This is a genomic window from Actinomycetospora sp. NBC_00405, from assembly GCF_036044095.1.
Lineage (GTDB): Bacteria > Actinomycetota > Actinomycetes > Mycobacteriales > Pseudonocardiaceae > Actinomycetospora > Actinomycetospora callitridis.
Genome location: NZ_CP107938.1, coordinates 3,824,820 through 3,843,797 on the forward strand (window position 1 = coordinate 3,824,820; position 18,978 = coordinate 3,843,797).

Below are 18,978 nucleotides of genomic sequence, written 5' to 3' on the forward strand. Positions count from 1 at the left end.
TCCCCCATGGCCCGTGACCTGGCCGGCAAGGTCCTGTTCATCACCGGCGCCGCCCGCGGCATCGGCGAGGAGACCGCGCGGCGCGCCGCCGCTCGCGGCGCGCACGTCGCCGCGGTGGGCATGGAGCCCGAGCGGCTCGAGAAGCTCGTGGCCGAGCTCGGTCCCGGCCACTGCTGGGCCGAGTGCGACGTCACCGACCAGTCCTCGCTGGAGTCGGCCGTCGCGACGACGGTCGCCGCGCTCGGCGGGATCGACGTCGTGATCGCCAACGCCGGGATCGCCAACCACGGCACCGTCGCCGAGAGCCCCGCCGACGTGATCGCCCGCGTCATGGAGGTCAACCTCATCGGCGTCTCGCGGACGGTCTCGGCCACGATCCCCGAGGTCGAGAAGCGGCAGGGCTACATGCTGCTCGTCTCGTCGCTCGCCGCCTTCACCGCGCTGCCCGGCATGGCCGCCTACTGCGGCGCGAAGGCGGGCGTGGAGAACTACGGCAACGCGCTGCGCTTCGAGCTCGCGCACCGTGGGATCGGCGTCGGCACCGCGCACATGGGCTGGATCGACACCGACCTCGTGCGCGACGTGAAGGCCGACTCGTCGACCTTCGAGGACACGCTCAAGAAGCTGCCCTACCCGCTGGGCGCGCTGACGTCGGTCGAGGACTGCGCGGACGCCTTCCTCGAGGGCATCCTCAAGCGCAAGCGCCGGATCTTCGTCCCGAAGGCGGTCGCGCTGGTCGCCGCCGCCCGCCCGATCACGTTCTCCTGGCTCGGCGACCTGCCCGTGCTCGCGCAGGCGAAGCAGATGGTGCCCCGTCTGGAGGAGCAGTTCCGGAAGACCGGACGCACCTTCGGGACGTCGAGCGCGGGCATGGGCAAGCGGGGCACCTGAGCCACCCCGCCAGGCACGGCGAGACCCCTGCGGCGCGGGTAGCGTCATCACTGAACCACCACTCAGTGAATCTTAGCGTGCCCGAAAGGGGTCCTGCCCGTGACCGACCTCGCCACCGGCCCGGTCTTCACCGACGACTACTGGCGCCAGCCCTTCGCCGTCCTCGGGGAGGTCCGCGACCAGGCCCCGGTCCGCGAGGTCGAGCTGCCCGAGGGCGGCACGACGTGGCTGGTCACGCGCTACGCGGACGCCCGGGCGGTCATGGCCGACCCGCGCTTCGTCAAGGACTTCCGCAACTCCCTGCCCGAGGACCAGCGGGCGAACGTCCCGGGCATCCCCTCGCCGGGCGGCGACATGATGCTGCTCAACGACCCGCCGGTGCACACCCGCCTGCGCAAGCTCGTGGTCAAGGCGTTCACCGTACGCCGGGTCGCGGCCCTGCGGCCGCGCATCGAGACGATCGCGGGCGCGCTGCTCGCGGGGCTGCCCGCCGGTGAGCCCGTCGATCTCGTCGACGCCTACGCGGTACGGCTGCCGACGGCCGTCATCTGCGAGCTGCTCGGCGTGCCGGTGGAGGACCAGGACGCCTTCGGGGCGTGGTCGCGGACGATGATCGACGACTCCGGCGAGGCCGCCACGCACCAGGCCAACGCGAGCCTCGCGGCGTACCTCTCCGAACTCGTCGAGCGCAAGCGCGCCGAGCCCGACGAGGCGCTGATCTCCGCGCTGATCGAGGTCTCCGAGGAGGGCGAGCAGCTCTCCACCTCCGAGATCGTCGCGATGGGGATGCTGCTGCTCATCGCCGGCCACGAGACCACGGCGACGCTGATCACGACGGCGGTCGAGGCCATGCTCGGCGACCACGCCCTGCGCGACCGGCTCGCCGCCGCGGAGTCCGACGAGCTGCGGGCCGCGATCGAGGAGTTCCTGCGCTGGGGCTCGCCGATCGCCCAGGCCCCGCTGCGCTTCGCCGCCGAGGACGTCGAGTTCGACGGCGTCGTCGTGCCCCGCGGCGCGATGGTGATGGTGTCGCTGGCCGCGGCCAACCACGACCCCGCGCGCTTCGAGCGGCCCGACGACTACGAGGAGCTGCGCGACACCACCGGGCACCTCGCCTTCGGGCACGGCCTGCACTTCTGCCTCGGCGCGTCCCTGGCCCGGCTGGAGGCCGAGGTCGCGCTGCGGACGCTGCTCGACCGCTTCCCGGGGTTCGTCGCCGGGTCCGACGTGCCGCTCGAGCGTCGCCGCAGCGTGCTCGTCAACGCCTGGCAGCGCCTGCCGGTGGTGCTCGACCCCGACGCGGTCGACGAGTCCGCCTGACCGCACGGCGGGACCTGCCCTGTGACACCCTGCGGCGGGTGAGCGGAGGGGCGACGGCGTCATGACGGCACCGGACGCGCGCTGGACCCTCGCGATCGACCACGGGACCTCCACGACCGTCGGGGCCTGGGCCGACGTCGACCCGCGGGACGGCTGGGTGCGAGTGGGCGCCGTGACCGTCGACGGGGCGCCCGGCATGCCGTCGGCGGTGCTCTCCCGCCCCGACGGCGCGGTCCTCGCCGGCCGGCCCGCGCTCGAGGCCGGCACGCTCGACCCGGCCGCCGCGCTGCTGCGCACCCGTCCGCACCTCGCGGCGAGCACCGGCGGCCCGCCGGAGCTCCTGACGCAGTGGCCCCGGCCCACGACCGCGGTCGACGTCGCCACGGCGCTCATCGCGAAGGTGCTCCGGGCGGAGGCCGGGCGCCGCGGCACGCTGCCGTCGTCGGTGATCCTGCTGCACCCGGCGTCGTGGTCGGCGCCCGCCCGGGAGGCGCTGCGGCAGGCCGGCCTCGCGGCGCTCTCGGCGATCCCCTACACCTCGCCCGACCAGCTCGACCTGCTCGACGGACCGCGCGCGGCGGCGCACCGGCTCGGCGGTCAGGGCCGGCTGCTCGTCGTCGACGTCGGCGGTGCGGCCACCGAGCTGGCCGTCGTCGACCGCGGCGGCGACGGCACCGGCTCGGTCACCGCGATGCGGTCGGTCAACGTGGGCGCCGAGGTGCTCGACGACGCCCTCGCCCAGCTGATCCTCGACCGCTCGCCGCCCCACCTCGCCGCACGCGTGCGCTTCGGCGGCGACCTCGAGGCCCACCGCGCCTGGTACCGGCTGCGCACCAGCGTCCGGGACGCCAAGGAGGCGCTGGCCGCGCAGGGCACCGTGGCGGTCGCACTGCCCGTACTGCCGCCGGAGAACCCGGTGCCGGGTGTCGTGTCGCTGACGCACGCCGACCTCGGCGCCATGCTCGCGCCGGGTCTCGAGGAGATCGCCCAGGGCATCTCCGCGCTCGTCGGGCCCCTCTCCGGGCCACGGCCGGCGATGCTCGTGCGCGGAGGCCTGACCGACATGCCGCGCGTGCGGGAGTGGCTCGCCGAGCGGACCGGGTTCGGCCTGGCGCACGGCGGGGACCCGGGCGCGGTCTCGGCGACCGGCCCCGCGTCGGGCGCGGCCGCGTGGGCCGCCGAGAGACTGAACCTGGGGCGGCGCTAGGAGGGACGCGTGGAGGGTGACGCCGTCCACCGCTGCGCCGCCCGCCTCGACGCGCTCTCCGGCGCGACCGTCGTCCGCAGCGACTTCCGGACGCCGTCGCTCGCCACCGCCGACCTCGCCGGACGGACCCTCGTCGCCACCCGCGCGCACGGCAAGCACCTGCTGACCCGGTTCCGTCGTGGCGAGGCCGATGACCTGACCCTGCACAGCCACCTGCGGATGAGCGGCTCGTGGACCGTGGTGCGCAAGCACGGGGCCCACGGCCGTCCCCTGCTCCTGCGTCACCTCGCCGTGCGCGCCGTGCTGACCCTCGACTCCGGGGTGTCGCTCGTCGGCGTCGACGTCCCGGTGCTCGAGCTGCTGCGCACCCGCGACGAGCACCGGGTCGTCGGGCACCTCGGACCCGACGTGCTGGCCGGCCGGCCGACCGCGGCACAGGAGGAGTTCGACCTCGGCGAGGCGCTCGCCCGGCTGGCCCGCGACCCCGCGCGGCCGGTCGTCGAGGCGCTGCTCGACCAGCGCGGGGTCGCGGGGCTCGGCAACCTCTGGGCCGTCGAGCTCTGCTTCCTGCGCGGCCTCTGGCCGTGGACCCCGGTGGGCGAGGTCGACCTCGAGCCCCTGCTCGCGCTGGCCCGGCGCATGATCCGCCACAGCCTGGAGCACCGGACGGGCATGACCACCACCGGCGTGAAGCGCCGCGGCGAGAACCACTGGGTCACCGGGCGGTCGAACCGGCCGTGCCGGCGCTGCGGCACGCTCGTGCGCTTTCGTCCGGCCGCCGGGTCCGGCGCGCCGTTCACCCGCGAGGTGTGGTGGTGTCCGTCGTGTCAACGTGCCCCGGCCGGGGCACACGGGCCCTAGAGATCGCCAGCTGAGGGGAACCACCATGGCCGTCGCGGCCGACATCGAGCGCGCCACCGACTCGACGACCGACTGGGTCGCCGAGCACGTCCGGCAGTACGTGGCCTCCGGCGGCACCGAGGGCCACGACTGGCGCGGCGTGCCGACGCTGGTGCTCGCCACCACCGGCGCCCGCACCGGCGAGCCGCGGCGCACGGGGCTCATCTACGGCACGAGCGGCGACGACCTCGTCGTCGTCGCCTCGGTGGGCGGCGCTCCGGAGGACCCGCAGTGGTACCGGAACCTGCTGGCCGAGCCGCAGGCCGGCGTCCTCGTCGGCACCCGGAAGCTGACCGTCCGCGCCCGCACCGCAGGCCCCGAGGAGCGTGGTCCGCTCTGGGAACAGATGGCGCGCATCTTCCCGAAGTACGAGGACTACGCGCGCAGGACCGACCGCGAGATCCCCGTCGTCCTGCTCACGCCGGAGGCCTGAGAACGCCGCGATGAGGCTGGCGACGTTCAACCTGCTGCACGGCCGGTCACCGCACGACGGCGTGGTCTGCCCGGCCCGCCTGCGGGACGCGGTGAAGGCCCTGGATGCCGACGTGCTGTCGATCCAGGAGGTCGACCACACCCAGCCGCGCTCGGCGCTGGTCGACCAGACCGCCCTGGTCGCCGAGGCCGTCGGCGCAAGGGACAGCCGCTTCCTGCCCGCCCTGGTGGGCACGCCGGGCGGGTCGTGGCGGGAGGCGGGCCCGGACGAGGTCCCGGGTGCCGAGCCGACCTACGGCATCGGGCTCGTGAGTCGGCACCCCGTGGCCGCGTGGCACCGGATCCCGCTGGGGACCTCGTGGTTGACGCTGCCGCTGCTGGTCGACGCCCGGCGCCCCGCCCTGGTGCGCGACGAGCCGCGGCTGGGGCTCGCCGCCGTCCTCGCGCCGCCGGCGCCCGTGGGCACCGTCGTCGCGACCCACCTGGCGTTCACGCCGGGCTACAACGTCGTGCAGCTCCGGCGGCTGGCGCGTGCGCTGCAGGGCCTCCCCGGGCCGATCGTGATCCTCGGCGACCTCAACGTGCCGGGCCCGTTGCCGGGCGCCGTCCTGGGGGCGTGGCACCCGCTGGCGCGCGCGCACACGTTCCCCACCGAGGAGCCCCGCATCCAGTTCGACCACGTCCTGGCGTCGACCCCCATACCGGTCTCCGACGCGCGGGCCGTGGCGACGCCGGTGTCGGACCACCGGGCGCTGGTGGTGGACCTGGGTCGCTAGCCCAGATCCGCGACCGCGCCGATCACGATGACGGCGGGCGGGCGCAGGCCGGCGTCGGCGATGGCGCCGGGCAGCTTCGCGAGCGTCGCCCGGGTCGTCACCTCGCCGGGCAGGCCGCCCTCCTGGACGGCCAGCGCCGGGGTCTCCGGGTCGCGCCCCGCGGCGACGAGCGCCTCGGTGATGGCGCCGATGTTCTCGACGGCCATGAGCAGCACGATCGTGCCGCGCAGGCGTCCGAGCGCGTCCCAGTTCACCAGCGACTGCGCGTGCCCCGGTGGCAGGTGGCCCGAGACGACGGTGAACTCGTGCGTGACGCCGCGGTGGGTCACCGGCACGCCGGCGAGCGCCGGCACCGCGATCGCGCTGGTGATGCCCGGGACGACCTCGACCCCGACGCCCGCGGCGACGCAGGCCTGGATCTCCTCGACGCCGCGCCCGAAGACGAACGGGTCGCCGCCCTTGAGCCGTACGACCCGCCGGCCGGCCAGGGCCTCCTCGACGAGCACCTGGTTGATCGTGTCCTGGCTCATGTAGCGCCCGCGGGGCAGCTTCGAGGCGTCGATGACGGTGACGTCGGGCGGCAGCTCGTCGAGCAGCGGCTGCGGCGCGAGCCGGTCGGTGACGACGACGTCGGCCGACGCCAGCGCCTGGCGCCCGCGGACGGTGATGAGGCCCGGATCGCCCGGCCCGCCCCCGACGAGGGTGACGCCGGGTCGCACGACGCGGTGGCGGCGGTCGGCGAGCGTGCCGCTGCGCAGGGCCTCGACCGCCCCGTCGCGCACCCCCGTGGCGCGCCGCGGGTCGCCGCCGCCGTGCACGGCCACGGTGATGTCGTCGTAACGGCCCACCGCGGGCGTGACGGCCGTGCCGGCGTCCGCGATGTCGGCGCGCACGCAGAAGACGCGCAGGAGCTCGGCCTCGGCGGCGACCTCGGCGTTGACCTCCGCGTCGTCGGTGGCCGCGACCGCGTACCAGGCGTCGGCGAGGTCGCCGTGGGCGTAGGGCCGGGCGTGCCAGGTGATCTCGCCGGAGTCCGCGAGGGCCTCGAGGGCGGTGGTGAGGGTCGGGCTCACGACGAGCGTGTCCGCGCCGACCTCGTGCAGCCCGGCCACCCGGCGCTGGGCGACGGACCCGCCGCCGACCACGACGACCCGCCGGTCCTGCAGGTGCAGGCCGACCGGGTACACGCGGGCGGGCGGCTCGGTCGGGCTCACGGTGCGTCTCCCCTGCTCTCCGTCGGATCCTCCGTGGCCAGATCCTGCTCGGCACGGTCCTTCTCGGTCACCCCGGCCGCGTCGAACGTCGCGACGTCGGCGAGCGCGCGGGCCGCGGCGGTCACCACCGGCACCGCGAGCAGCGCCCCGGTGCCCTCGCCGACCCGCAGTGCCAGGTCCAGCGCGGGCGCCAGGCCCAGGTGCTCGAGGGCCAGGGTATGGGCCGGTTCGACCGAGCGGTGCCCCGCGATCCAGGCGTGTGACGCAGTCGGGGCCAGCGCGGCCGCCACGAGCGCCGCCGCGCCGGACACCACGCCGTCGAGGACGACGGGCGTGCGCAGCGCCGCGGCGCCCAGCAGGAAGCCTGCGATCCCCGCGTGCTCCAGGCCCCCGACGGCGGCGAGCACGCCCAGGGGGTCGGCGGGGTCGGGGTGGTGCTTGTCGAGCGTCTCCGCCACCACGGCGGCCTTGCGCGCGTGCGTGGCGTCGTCGATGCCGGTGCCGCGCCCGGTGACCTGCTCGGCGGAGGCGCCCGTGAACGCGGCCACGAGCGCCGCCGAGGCCGTGGTGTTGGCGATGCCCATGTCGCCGGTGACCAGTAGCCTGCTGCCGGCCGTCACGAGATCGCGGGCGGTCTCGACGCCGGCCCGCATCGCGGCGCGGGCCTCGTCGCGGGTCATCGCGGGGCCCGCGGTCATGTCCCGGGTGCCGTGGCGGACCTTGCGCGGCAGCAGGCCGGGCGCGGGGTCGAGGTCGGCGGCGACCCCGACGTCGACCACCTGCACCTCGGCACCCACCGTCGCGGCGAACGCGTTCACCGCGGCGCCCCCGGCGAGGAAGTTCGCGACCATCTGCGCCGTGACCTCCTGCGGCCACGGCGTCACCCCGCGGGCGTGCACGCCGTGGTCGCCCGCGAAGACCGCGACGACGGCCGGCTCGGGGAGCGGCGGCGGACAGCTCCCCGCGAGCCCGGACAGGCGCACGCCGAGCTCGCCGACCTCGCCGAGCGCGCCGGGCGGCACGGTCATGCGCGTCAGGTGCTCGCGCGCCGCGGCCTCGCCCTCGGTGGTGTCGAGGTCGGCGAGCGCCGCGAGCGTCTCGTCCAGCGGATCCATCGCGTGGTTCCCCCAGATGTCGGTGTGCACGGCCCACGCCAGCGGTCGGCGTCGGGCCCATCCGGCGGTGGCGAGCTCGGGCTCGTCGGCGAAGCCCTCGACGTGGCCGACGCACAGGTAGGCGACGACCTCGAGGTGGAGGGGCATCCCGACGCGCTCGTGCAGCGTCCGGGCCAGCACCCGCTCGTCGAAGAAGCTCACCCAGCCGACGCCGAGATCCTCGGCGCGGGCGGCGAGCCACAGGTTCTGGACCGCGCCGGCCACGGAGTGCGCGGCCATGCGGGGCTGGGTGTGGCGCCCGAGGACATGGCGCCCGCCGCGGGTCGGGTCGCAGGTGACGACGACGCCCAGCGGGGCCTCGCGGATCGCCTCGACGCGCAGGCCGGCGAACTGCCGGGCGCGGGCGGCGGGCAGGGACGCCGCGAACTCCCGGCGCTGCTGCTGGGCGAGCGTCGCGAGCTCGTCGCGCAGCGCGGGCGAGCGCAGGACGAGGAAGTCCCAGGGCTGGGAGAACCCGACGCTGGGGGCGGCGTGGGCGGCCCCGAGCACGCGGTGCAGGCGCTCGTCGTCCACCGGGGTGTCGACGAAGCCGGTGCGGACGTCGCGGCGGGCGCGCAGGACGCGGTGCAGGGCGTCGCGGTCGCCGGGCTGCAGGGCGCTGCTCACAGGATCTCCGAGAGTGTGGCGACGAGGTGGTCGGTGACGTCCCGCGACCGCACCGCGATGCGCACGTGCTCGGGATCGAGACCGGGGAACGTGTCGCCGCGGCGGACGGCGAGGCCGCGCTCCCGGAGTCGTTCGCGGACGTCGGTGCGCCCCGGCGTGCGGACGAGCACGAAGCTCGCCGCCGGGGTGCCGCGGACCTCGAGGCCGGGGAGCTCCTCCAGGGTGGCGACGAGGTGGTCGCGGTCGGCGGTGACGATGCGGGCCGCGTGGTCGGCCTCCGCGCGCGCCCCCTCGGTGCTGCAGGCCTCGAGCGCCACCAGCGCCGGCGTCGACACCGACCACCGCGGGGCGGCGGCGCGCAGGTCCCGGGCGAGCTCCGCGGGGGCGAGGGCATAGCCGACGCGCAGGCCGGCGAGGCCCCAGGTCTTGGTCAGGCTGCGCAGCACCACCAGGCCGGGGAGGTCGCGGCGCCCGGCGAGGCTGTCCGGTTCGCCGGGCGCGGTGTCGATGAAGGCCTCGTCGACCACCAGCGTCCGGCCGGGCCGCGCCAGCGTCGCGAGGACCGCGGCGGGATGGCGCACCGAGCTGGGGTTGGTGGGGTTGCCGACGACCACGAGGTCCGCGCTCGCCGGGACCGCGTCGGGGTCGAGGGTGAGGTCGCCGTAGGGATCTCCTCGGCTCAGCACCACCCGGTCGACCTCGTGCCCCGCCGCCCGCAGCGCCGCCTCCGGCTCGGTGAACTGGGGGTGCACGACGACGGCGTGGCGCGGGCGCAGGGCCCGCGCGAGGAGCACGAACCCCTCCGCGCCGCCGGCGGTCGGCACGACCTCGCTCTCCGGCCTCCCGTGGCGCGCAGCGACCGCCGCGGTCGCCGCCGTCGGGTCCGGGTAAGACGCGAGGTCCCCCAGGCTCGCGGTGAGGCGCTCGCGCAGCCACGTCGGCGGGGTCCCGGCGCGCACGTTGACCGCGAGGTCGACGAGACCCGGCCCGACCTCGGCGTCGCCGTGGTGGTGGAGGTCGTACAGGGTCGGGTCCGCCTCCCGGGTCCGCGTCACCGGCGGGCGCGCGCGGCCCGCAGGAGCACCGTCTCGGCCTCGGGCACCGACGCGGCGAGCACCGACGTCACGGCCGACGGCGCGGCGCCCTCGTCCCAGTCGGCCTCGCGCATCCGGGCGACCAGCTCGCGCGCGAGGGTGTCGACGCGGGCGGCGGCCTCGGCGCGGTCGCGGACCGGGCCGTCGCCGAGCAGGTCGAGCGGGAGGTGGCCCGCGCCGGCGAGCACGCGGCGCAGGTCGAGCAGCAGCCGTTCCTCACGCCCTCGGGTGCGTGTCACCGGTGGGTGGGATCGAGCGTGCGGGGTCACGGGTGCGTGCATCGTCGCCGGCCTTCCTCGGGGTCCTCGCCCGATGTCTGCCTGAAGCCTTGCCTCGCGACGGCCGGAGTCTCCTGGCTCCCGGATCGCTGCTCGCCCCGGCCTTCCCGCCGGCAGGTGCCGGCCGTGGCCTCTCGTGGGGTCCGCTCCCCGGTGACAGTGGCGGGACCGCGCCGGAATCACACCGGCTTCCTCCGCGTCCGTCGACGGCTCAGACGACCACGCAGGTCACGAGCGCGTCAACGCCGTGGCGGGGTTCGAGTGCGTGGCGTTACGGACACTGAACGTCTGCGGAGTGCCGCCGCTGACCCGAGTGCTCCGCCGAACGGCTCAGCGCAGCAGGCCCTGGCGGAAGCCGCGGGCGACGGCGTCGGCGCGGTCGCCGGCGCCGAGCTTGCGGAACAAGCGCCGGGCGTGGGTCTTCACCGTGTCCTCGGCGAGCACGAGCTCGGCGGCGATCTCGGCGTTCGACAGGCCCTCGGTCATCCCGAGCAGCACGTCCATCTCGCGGTCGGAGAGCTCGGTGGTGGCGGGGCGGGCGCCGGGCAGGGCGGAGGGGTCGACGAGGTCGCCGGCGCGCAGGAACCCGCGTGCGCCGAGACGCAGGGCCCAGGCGGCGCGCTCGTCCTCGGCCGTGGCGGCACCCCGCTCGGGCGTCGGGCGCTCGGGCAGGGGGTCGAGCTCGGCCGACGGCGCCTCGCCGACGACGAGGACCGGCGTCTCCGGGGCATGGCGACGCACCTGGCGGACGGCCTCCATCCAGGCGCTGCCGTCGTCGGCGCCGACGAGCACGACGTCGGGCCCGCGACCGTCGACGAGGTGGCCGAGGCCGACGACGAGGTCGGAGACGTTGTCGACGCACGGGAGGGCGTCGAACACCGAGGAGAGATGGCCGACCAGGCGTTCCCGCGCGGGCGTCGCTCCGGCGAAGACCAGGCACGATCCCATTTCACACTCTCCTCACCCCGATGAGTGCTCTCACGATCGCACACGGTGAACGCCGATCGGGTGACCCCCTCCTCGGACGAGTGGCGCGGCGAGGCTGGTCAATTCGGCGGTGCGGTCGAGGTGCTCGAGGCCGCGACGGCGCAGCACCTCGAGGAGCACGGGGCCCACCGCGCGGCCCGCGCCGTCGACGACGGCGAGAGCGAGCGACGCGCCGTCGGGCAGGACGGCGAGCAGGACACCCTCGGCCCCGACCTTCGACAGCGCGCCGGGCAGGACGGTCATGAGGACGGTGTCGAGGCGGTCGGGGCCCGCGACGAGCCCGGGGTGGGCGCGCATCGCGGCGGCGACACGACCCTCGGGCGTGTCGGCCGACGCGGCGTCCAGCGCCAGCCCGAGGCGCGCCACGGCGAGCAGGTCGGTGGCGAACGCGGGCGCCCCGCAGCCGTCGACGGTGACGGCGCGGACGGGTCCGGCGAGGCGCTCGAGGGTCGCCCGGACCCCACGCTGCAGCGGGTGCTCGGGGTCGAGGTGACCCTCGATCGGCCACCCCTGCGCCCCGCAGGCGGCGAGCATCGCGGCGTGCTTGCCCGAGCAGTTCATCGCGAGCCGTTCGGGCGCCCGCTCACCCCACGCGTGGTCGGCGGCGATCCCGAGCGGGCGCGCCGGCGGGCAAGCGAGCGCGTCGGAGTCGAGGCCGTGGCGCGCGAGCAGGCCGGCGGCGAGGGCGAGGTGCTCGGGCTCGCCGGAGTGCGAGCCGGCGGCCAGCGCCAGCTCGCGGTCGTCGAGATCGGCGGTGGTCCCGGCGAGGGCCTCCAGCACCGCCACCGCCTGGGCCGGCTTGAGCGCCGAGCGCGGCAGCATCGGCACGTCCACGACCCCGGCCCGCAGCGCCGTCGTCCCGTCGGGCTCGAGCACCACCAGCGCGACCCGGTGCTCGGACTCGACGAGGGGACCGCGGGTGACCTCGACGGTCCAGCCCTCGCTCACACCAGACGCTCGGCCAGCGCGCGGGCGTGCCCGGCACGTTCCTCGACGTGCTCGAGGCGGGGATCGGCGAGCTCTTCCCCCACCGTCATGTCGCTGTCCGCGATGTTCGCCCCGACCAGCGCCGCGGCGCTCTCGGCGGCCGCGGCGGCGAGGAACGCGGCGGTCACCGCGTCGCCGGTGAGGTGGTCGGGCCCGCTCTCGGCCAGGAGCGCCGCCAGCTCGGCGACGCGCACGGCGAGGGCGACGACGTCCGAGGGCACCTGGACGATCGCCTCGGTCGCGCCGGGCTCGCCTCCGGGCTTGCGACGGGCCTCGAGGAAGCCCGTGAAGGCCTCGACGTCGTCGTCGGCGAGGCGCAGCGCCTTCGCGCGCACGGCGTCGAGCTCCGTCACGGCCTCCCGGTCGGCGGCGGCCTTGGCGACCTTGGTGGCGAGCCCCGCCGCGAACGAGGCGGTCACGGCCGCCGTCGATCCCGCCGCCGGGCCCGGCCCGGCGGCCGCGAGGACCTCACCGAACCGCGCGACCCCGAGGTCGCCGATCGGCCGGCTCACCGGTCCACCCCCTGTGAGCGATGTTCCCGGCCATAGCCGTGAACATCGCTCACGGAGGGGCTCAGAACAGCCCCACGATCGTCCCGTCGGGCTTGACGTCGATGTGGTGCGCGGCCGGGTTCTTGCCCAGGCCCGGCATGGTCCGCATGTCGCCGCAGATCGGGTAGATGAACCCGGCGCCGACCGACGCGCGGACCTCGCGCACCGGCATCCGCCAGCCCGTCGGCGCACCGAGGAGCTTCGGGTCCGACGAGATCGACAGGTGGGTCTTGGCGACGCAGATCGGCAGGCCGCCGAAGCCGTTGCGCTCGTAGAGGTCGATCGAGGTGTTCGCGGCCGGGGCGTAGTCGACGCCGTCGGCGCCGTAGACCTTCGTCGCGATGGTCTCGATCTTCTCGCGCAGCGACGCGTCGTCGGGGTAGAGCAGCTGGAAGTGGCTCTCCTCGTTCGCGGCCTCGGCGACGGCCTCGGCGAGCTCGGCGGCGCCGCGCCCGCCGTCGCTGAAGTGGGTCGAGACCGCGGCCCGCGCGCCCATCGACTCGGCGATCTCGCGGATGGCGGCGTGCTCGGAGTCGTGGTCGGTGGGGAACGCGTTGATGCACACCACCGGCGAGACGCCGTGCAGGCGCATGTTCTCGATCTGCTTGCGCAGGTTGGCCGCGCCGGCGTGCACCTCGTCGGGGTTCTCCTCGAGCAGGGCGGGCGGCAGGTCCTTGCCGGCGACCACCTTGTGGTTGCCCGAGTGCACCTTGAGCGCCCGCACCGTGGCCACGACGACCGCGGCGTCCGGGGTCATGCCCGAGGTGCGGCACTTGATGTTGAAGAAGCGCTCGGCGCCCATGTCGGCGCCGAAGCCGGCCTCGGTGACGAGGTAGTCGCCGCAGTGGATGCCGACGCGGTCGGCGACGATCGACGAGTTGCCGGTCGCGATGTTGCCGAACGGGCCGGCGTGCACGAGGACCGGCGTGTTCTCCAGCGTCTGCATGAGGTTGGGCTTGAGCGCGTCGCGCATGAGCGCGGCCATCGACCCGGCGCCGTGGATGTCCTCGGCGGTCACCGCGTCGCCGTCGCCGGTGTAGCCGACGACGATGCGCCCGAGGCGGGCGCGCATGTCGGCGAGGTCGTTCGACAGTGCGAGCACCGCCATGACCTCGGACGCCGACGTGATGTCGAAGCCGGACTCACGCGGCACGCCGTCCATCCGCCCGCCGAGGCCCGTGACGACGTTGCGCAGCGCGCGCTCGTTGACGTCGAGCACGCGGCGCCAGGTGACGCGGTACGGGTCCAGGCCCGCCGCGTTGCCCTGGTAGAGGTGGTTGTCGAGCACCGCGGAGAGCATGTTGTGGGCGCTCGTGACCGCGTGGAAGTCGCCGGTGAGGTGGAGGTTGAACTTCTCCATCGGCACGACCTGCGAGTAGCCGCCCCCCGCGGCGCCGCCCTTGATGCCGAACGTCGGCCCCATCGACGGCTGGCGGATCGCGACCACGCCGCGCTTGCCGATGTGGGAGAACGCCTGGCCGAGCCCGACCGTGGTGGTCGTCTTGCCCTCACCCAGCGGCGTCGGGGTGATCGCGGTCACGACGACGTACTTCGCGCGCGGGCGGTCGGCCATCGCCTCGATGGCGTCCAGCTCGATCTTCGCGACGTCGTGGCCGTGCATCTCCAGCAGCTCGAGAGGCAGGTCCATCTGCCGGGCCACGTCGTCCAAGGGCTTCAGCGTCGCCGCCTGCGCGATGTCGAGGTCCGACGGAATGCTCACTCGAGTCCTCCTGCAGTCCACGCCTCCCCGGCTCCGGCACCGCCGCCGGGGGACTCTTGGAGGGGAACGCTGGCAGAACCGGGACGACTTGTCAGTACGGCCGGTCACGCTCGGTGCGTGCACGGTGCGTGCAAGCCCTGCGTCCACGCTGATACTCAACGCCAGGGAATCCACATCCTCGAGTGCTCCCCGGCGGCGTCCCCCATCGGCGAAGATGTCCGGTGTGGCGGGGGCGGCGGGACGACGACTGCTGCTCGGACTCGTTCTCCTGCTCGGCGCCGGGTTCCTCACCGCACCCCTGGCCACGGCGGCGCCGGCGTGCCCCCCGGTGGCCCTCTTCGCCGTCGCCGGCACCAACGAGACGTCCGAGGCCGCCGACCCGGCGCGCTCGGTCGGGCTGCTCGCCGGCCTCACCGACGCGCTCGCGCGCCGCTGGGGCGACGACCTCTCGGTGCGCTATGTCCCGTATCCCGCCTCGCTGGACCGGCCGGTGTTCTACCCGTTCAGCGAGGGCCGCGGGGCCGAGCGCCTCGCCCGCGACGCCGGCGATCTCGCCGCCCGCTGCCCCGACACCACGATCACCCTCGTCGGCTTCAGCCAGGGCGCGGACGTGGTCTCCGACGTCGTCCACCGGGCGGCCAACGGCACGATCGCGCTGCCCACCGACCGCATCGCCGGCGCGATCATGCTCGGCAGCCCGCGACGCGACCCGCACGCGCCGAACCTCCTCGACACCCCGGGACGCGGCGTCCTCGGGCCGCGCCCCACCCGTGAGCTCGACGTCTACGACGGGCGGGTCTACGAGGTGTGCGCGCCGGGCGACCCGATCTGCGCCACCGAGAACCTCGACCTCACCGTCTTCCGCGACGGCTGGGCCTCCGGCGCGCACCGCTCGTACCCGACGGTCGAGATTGCCGGCGTGCCCCTGTTCACCGTGCTCGAACGGGCGATGGACGCCGTCGTGGTGCGCGCCACGACGGGCCCGGTGAGCTGAGCGCGCCCGTACGCTCGCGCGGTGATGCGACGTGCTTGAGCTGCTCGGCCGCGTCCTGCCCGTGTTTGCGGTGATCGCCGTCGGCGCCGTGGCCGGACGCTTCGAGCGTTTCGACGAGCGCACCGCGGCGGTGCTCAACGACCTCGTCTACTGGGTCGCGCTTCCCGCCCTGATCTTCATCTCGGTCGCGGACGCCGACCTGTCCGCCGGCGTCCCGTGGTCCGCGATCATCGCCTCGATCGCGGTGGTGGTCGTCGCGTACGCGCTGGGTGCGGTGGTGGCGCGGGTGGCGGGACGGCCGTCGGGCGAGGCCAACGCGGTCGGGCTGGTCGCCGGCTGGGGCAACGTCGGCTACCTCGGCATCCCGCTGACCGTCTCGGTGCTCGGCCCGGCCACGGCCTTCGCCGCGTCGCTGACCTCGACGCTGCACACGGCCCTCGCCATCTCGATCTTCCTCGTGGCGGCCACGCTGGACGGCCGCGGCCGGGGCGAGGAGGCCGCCACACCCCTGCCGGTCCTGCTCGCCCGTCGGGTGCTGGGCAACCCCGTCGTCATCGGCATCGCCGCCGGCGTCGCGGTGGCCGCCCTCGGCGTCCCGCTGCCGACACCCGTGGCGAGCACGATCGGGCTGCTCGGCGACCTGGCCGCGCCGGGCGGCCTGTTCGCGCTGGGCATCCTGCTGCGCGGCGCCGTGCGGTCGCTGCGGGGCGCGACCGATCAGTGGATCCCGATCGGCGCCGCGGTGCTCGTCAAGCTCGTGGTGATGCCGGCGCTGGCCCTCGGCGCGGTGGCCCTGCTCGGTGTGCCGGCGCCGTGGGCCGCCGTGCTCGTCGTCATGTGCGCGCTACCGGACGCCGCCACGGTGTTCGTGCTCACCGCGCAGTACCGGACCTGGTACCGCGAGAGCACCGCCGCCGTGGTGCTGACGACGGTGCTCTCGCTGGTGACGCTGCCGTTGACCCTGCTGGTCCTGCCGTGAGGTCAGTCGTCGGCGCGGAAGGCCACGCGGCGCTGCTCGTGGGTGCGGGCATCGTCCATGCGGCGCACGCCCGCCCGCTGGTCGTCGGTGGCCGTGCCTGCGGCGACCGCACGCTCGGCGGCGGCCATGGCACGGTCGGCGGCGGCCTCGAGGGCATCCGTCGGCGTGGGGGCGACCCACCCGCGATGGGCGTCCTCGGGCTCGGTCGGACGCCGCTTCTCGGTGCTCCTGATCATGGTGCACACCTCCATCGGCACGTTGATGTGCTCATTCAGGGCTTCCCCCGGTCCGTGGCGGCCAACCGGTTGCATACATCACCGCGGGGCGGGGAACGATGAGCGCCGGCGTCGTGCTCGCGGGTGGTCGCTCCCGCCGGATGGGCACCGACAAGGCGTCCCTGCCCCACGGCGCCACGACCTTGCTCGGCCATGTCCTGGATGCCCTCGCCGCCGCCGTCGACGGCCCGCTGCTGGTGGTCGGCGCGGCCGACGCCGACCGGGCGCTCCCCGTCGGGACGTGGCGCGGGCGGTGCCGTGTGGTGCACGACCCGGTGCCGGGGCGCGGCCCCCTGCAGGGCCTCGCGACCGGCCTGTCCGCCGCCGCGGCGGACGGCGCGGAGACCGCCTTCGTCGCGGCCGTCGACCTCCCCCACCTGCACGCGGCGTTCGTCCGGGCGGTGCTGGCGTACCGGGTGCCGCCGGTGGAGGTCGCCCTGCCCGTGCTCGACGGGCACCGCCAGCCGCTGCTCGCCGCCTACGCCACGGCTCTCGGCGCCCGCGCGACCGACCTCCTCGCGCAGGGCGAGCTCCGCCCCGGCGCCCTGTTCGCGGTGAGCGAGGTCCGCGAGCTCGACGCCGCGACCCTGCTCACCGACCCGGCGCTCGCCGCCAGGGACCCCGAGCTCCGGGCGGCGCGCGGCGTGAACACCCCCGAGGAGTGGGCGCGTTCACAGCGGGACGGAACCGACACGAGCTGACATACCGGGCAGCGGGCACCGGATCTCCCCGGCGGTGACGCGGGCGCCGTGCCAGCGTGGGCGCGTCCCTGCCCGCGACACCCGGAGGACCCAGCGGTGACCACGGCGACGACCCGCTGGCGCGAACCCACCGTGCTCGCCGCCGCCACCGTCGCGGTCGGTCTCGGGGCCGGCCTGGGCGCGGTGCTCTTCCGGGAGCTGATCGTGGCGGTCACCCGCCTGCTGACCGGCACCGACGACTACGCCGCGACCCCCGGCGCGCCGCTGCCCTGGCTGCCCGGAGCGGGACCGTGGTTCCTGGTCGTCGTCCCGGTGCTCGGCGGCCTGGTCTACGGCCCGCTGGTGTACCGCTACGCCCGCGAGGCCCGCGGGCACGGCGTCCCCGAGGTGATGCTCGCCGTCGCCGAGCACGGCGGGCGCATCCGCCCGCGGGTCGCCGTCGTCAAGGCCCTGGCCTCGGCGGTGTGCATCGGGTCGGGCGGCTCGGTGGGCCGGGAGGGCCCGATCGTGCAGATCGGGTCGGCGCTCGGGTCCGGCGTCGGGCAGTGGCTCCGGATGCCGACCCGGCGCCTGCGTCTGCTCGTCGCGTGCGGTGCCGCGGGCGGGATCAGCGCGACGTTCAACGCGCCGGTCGCGGGCGTCTTCTTCGCCCTCGAGATCCTGCTGCTCGACGTGTCCCTCGTGTCCTTCGTCGTCGTCGCCACGTCCTCGGTGGTGGCCAACACCGTCGCCCGCGTCGCCGAGGGCGCCGACACGTTCCTCGCGCTGCCCCGCTACACGGTCGGCTCCGTGGGGGAGCTGCCCGCGTTCGTGGTGGTCGGCCTCGTCGGCGGCCTGGTCGGGGTGGCGTTCACCCGCGTGCTCTACGGCGCCGAGGACGTCGTCGACCGGATCTGGCGTGGTCCCGAGTGGCTGCGGCCGGCGGTTGGCGGGGTCGTCCTCGGCCTGCTGCTGGTGGCCCTGCCGCAGATGTACGGGGTGGGCTACCCGGTGCTCGAGCAGGCGGTGACCGGTGGCTACGCCGTCGCGTTCCTCCTCGTCCTGCTCGTCGGCAAGCTGGTCGCGACGAGCCTGACCCTCGCGATCGGGGGCTCCGGCGGCGTGTTCGCGCCGGCACTGTTCCTCGGCGCAATGACCGGCTCCGTGCTCGGGGCCGGGACCGACGCCCTCGGTGTCGGGTCCGCGGACGCCGTCGCGCTCGTCGGGACGGCGGCCGTGCTCGCCGGGTCGACACGGGCACCGGTGACGGCCGTCGTGATCGTCGCCGAGATCACCGCCGAGTGGGCGCTGGTGCTGCCGTTGATGATCGCGGTCGCGGTCGCGACGGTCGTCAGCCGGCTGCTCTCCCCCGAGACCGTCTACACCGAGAAGCTCGCCCGCCGCGGCATCCGGCTGAGGGCACCGGGCACGCCGCTGTGGGCCCGCCGGACCGTCGGCGACGCCCTCGGCCCACCGGAGGCCGATCCCGCCGGGCCGCCGGCCCTCGGCGGCACCGGGGAGTCGCTCGGGCCGGTGCGCTGGTCGGAGGTCCTGGACGCCGACCACGACCTCGGCGGTGCCCTCGACGTCCTCGAGCGCGCCGGGTCGGCGACGCTCCCGGTGCTCGCCGCGGACGGCTCCCGCCTGCTCGGCCTCGTCGGCGCCGCGGACCTCGTCGGCAGGCCCGCGGACGACCGTGTGGACCGGGCCCACGAGCCCGACGCCCGCTGCGTGGTCGAGCTCGTCGAGGACCCGCCGGAGGGCTGGACGCCCCCATCGGGGTTCCGGCGCCTCGAGGGCCCGGACGGCGTGCACCTGCTCGTCGGGCCCTGCGCAGGCCTCGACACCCTGGTCGCCGGGCTCGCCACGACCCCCGACAAGCCACCGGACGGGACCCCGGACCGCACCTAGG

19 protein-coding genes and 1 riboswitch are annotated in these 18,978 nt (G+C 75.6%); of the genes, 10 read left to right on the forward strand and 9 right to left on the reverse strand.

Annotated features, from left to right (window positions below; genetic code table 11):
- Nucleotides 1-6: 6 nt before the first annotated feature.
- The 6 genes from OG774_RS18890 to OG774_RS18915 all read left to right on the forward strand — a co-directional run bounded on the left by OG774_RS18890 (nt 7) and on the right by OG774_RS18915 (nt 5,526).
- Nucleotides 7-891: an SDR family oxidoreductase gene (locus tag OG774_RS18890; protein ID WP_328303230.1), complete on the forward strand. Its 885-nt coding sequence runs from the start codon at nt 7-9 to the stop codon at nt 889-891.
- Nucleotides 892-990: 99 nt separating this feature from the next.
- Nucleotides 991-2,211, forward strand: a complete 1,221-nt coding sequence (locus tag OG774_RS18895; protein WP_328303232.1) for a cytochrome P450 family protein — start codon at nt 991-993, stop codon at nt 2,209-2,211.
- Between the two features lie 61 nt (nt 2,212-2,272).
- Complete coding sequence (locus OG774_RS18900) at nt 2,273-3,418, forward strand: hypothetical protein (protein ID WP_328303235.1); 1,146 nt, start codon at nt 2,273-2,275, stop codon at nt 3,416-3,418.
- Nucleotides 3,419-3,427: 9 nt separating this feature from the next.
- Entirely contained in the window at nt 3,428-4,279 is an 852-nt protein-coding gene (locus tag OG774_RS18905) for a DNA-formamidopyrimidine glycosylase family protein (protein WP_328303237.1), read from the forward strand.
- 25 nt (nt 4,280-4,304) lie between these two features.
- Nucleotides 4,305-4,751: a nitroreductase family deazaflavin-dependent oxidoreductase gene (locus OG774_RS18910; RefSeq protein ID WP_328303239.1), complete on the forward strand. Its 447-nt coding sequence runs from the start codon at nt 4,305-4,307 to the stop codon at nt 4,749-4,751.
- Nucleotides 4,752-4,761: 10 nt separating this feature from the next.
- The gene (locus tag OG774_RS18915; protein ID WP_328303241.1) at nt 4,762-5,526 is read left to right on the forward strand and encodes an endonuclease/exonuclease/phosphatase family protein; all 765 of its coding nucleotides are present in this window, start codon (nt 4,762-4,764) and stop codon (nt 5,524-5,526) included.
- On the opposite strand, the gene cobA is transcribed toward OG774_RS18915, so the two are convergent.
- The 8 genes from cobA to OG774_RS18955 all read right to left on the reverse strand — a co-directional run bounded on the left by cobA (nt 5,523) and on the right by OG774_RS18955 (nt 14,138).
- Nucleotides 5,523-6,740 (reverse strand): uroporphyrinogen-III C-methyltransferase, encoded by a 1,218-nt coding sequence (gene cobA, locus OG774_RS18920; RefSeq protein ID WP_328303243.1) that lies wholly within the window; start codon nt 6,738-6,740, stop codon nt 5,523-5,525. The genes OG774_RS18915 and cobA overlap by 4 nt on opposite strands.
- Nucleotides 6,737-8,521, reverse strand: a complete 1,785-nt coding sequence (gene cobT / locus OG774_RS18925; RefSeq protein ID WP_328303245.1) for a nicotinate-nucleotide--dimethylbenzimidazole phosphoribosyltransferase — start codon at nt 8,519-8,521, stop codon at nt 6,737-6,739. Before cobT ends, cobA begins: the two co-directional genes overlap by 4 nt.
- The gene (gene cobC, locus OG774_RS18930) at nt 8,518-9,576 is read right to left on the reverse strand and encodes an Rv2231c family pyridoxal phosphate-dependent protein CobC (protein ID WP_328303247.1); all 1,059 of its coding nucleotides are present in this window, start codon (nt 9,574-9,576) and stop codon (nt 8,518-8,520) included. The genes cobT and cobC overlap by 4 nt, the downstream gene beginning before the upstream one ends.
- Nucleotides 9,573-9,854, reverse strand: a complete 282-nt coding sequence (locus tag OG774_RS18935) for a hypothetical protein (RefSeq protein WP_328303249.1) — start codon at nt 9,852-9,854, stop codon at nt 9,573-9,575. Before OG774_RS18935 ends, cobC begins: the two co-directional genes overlap by 4 nt.
- A gap of 107 nt (nt 9,855-9,961) precedes the next feature.
- Nucleotides 9,962-10,087, reverse strand: a riboswitch (cobalamin riboswitch).
- Nucleotides 10,088-10,223: 136 nt separating this feature from the next.
- Nucleotides 10,224-10,841 (reverse strand): helix-turn-helix transcriptional regulator, encoded by a 618-nt coding sequence (locus OG774_RS18940; protein WP_328303251.1) that lies wholly within the window; start codon nt 10,839-10,841, stop codon nt 10,224-10,226.
- Nucleotides 10,842-10,871: 30 nt separating this feature from the next.
- Nucleotides 10,872-11,828 (reverse strand): asparaginase, encoded by a 957-nt coding sequence (locus OG774_RS18945; protein WP_328303253.1) that lies wholly within the window; start codon nt 11,826-11,828, stop codon nt 10,872-10,874.
- Nucleotides 11,825-12,379, reverse strand: coding sequence for a cyclodeaminase/cyclohydrolase family protein (locus tag OG774_RS18950; RefSeq protein WP_328303255.1), 555 nt, complete (start codon nt 12,377-12,379; stop codon nt 11,825-11,827). The genes OG774_RS18945 and OG774_RS18950 overlap by 4 nt, the downstream gene beginning before the upstream one ends.
- A 61-nt stretch (nt 12,380-12,440) precedes the next feature.
- Nucleotides 12,441-14,138, reverse strand: a complete 1,698-nt coding sequence (locus OG774_RS18955) for a formate--tetrahydrofolate ligase (RefSeq protein ID WP_328303257.1) — start codon at nt 14,136-14,138, stop codon at nt 12,441-12,443.
- A gap of 214 nt (nt 14,139-14,352) precedes the next feature.
- On the opposite strand from OG774_RS18955, the gene OG774_RS18960 reads away from it, so the two are divergent.
- Nucleotides 14,353-15,132 carry a cutinase family protein gene (locus OG774_RS18960; RefSeq protein WP_328303259.1) on the forward strand — a complete coding sequence of 260 codons (780 nt, stop codon included), beginning with the start codon at nt 14,353-14,355 and terminating at the stop codon, nt 15,130-15,132.
- Between the two features lie 31 nt (nt 15,133-15,163).
- A complete protein-coding gene (locus OG774_RS18965) occupies nt 15,164-16,111 on the forward strand; it encodes an AEC family transporter (RefSeq protein ID WP_328303263.1) in 948 nt (315 codons plus the stop codon).
- Between the two features lie 2 nt (nt 16,112-16,113).
- On the opposite strand, the gene OG774_RS18970 is transcribed toward OG774_RS18965, so the two are convergent.
- On the reverse strand, nt 16,114-16,347 hold the full coding sequence (locus tag OG774_RS18970; protein ID WP_328303265.1) for a hypothetical protein: 234 nt from the start codon (nt 16,345-16,347) through the stop codon (nt 16,114-16,116).
- A 98-nt stretch (nt 16,348-16,445) separates the two neighbouring features.
- Here OG774_RS18970 and OG774_RS18975 point away from each other — a divergent pair, with 98 nt between their 5' ends.
- Nucleotides 16,446-17,087, forward strand: a complete 642-nt coding sequence (locus tag OG774_RS18975) for a molybdenum cofactor guanylyltransferase (RefSeq protein WP_328303267.1) — start codon at nt 16,446-16,448, stop codon at nt 17,085-17,087.
- Between the two features lie 96 nt (nt 17,088-17,183).
- Entirely contained in the window at nt 17,184-18,977 is a 1,794-nt protein-coding gene (locus OG774_RS18980; RefSeq protein WP_328303269.1) for a chloride channel protein, read from the forward strand.
- The last annotated feature ends 1 nt before the right edge of the window (nt 18,978 follow it).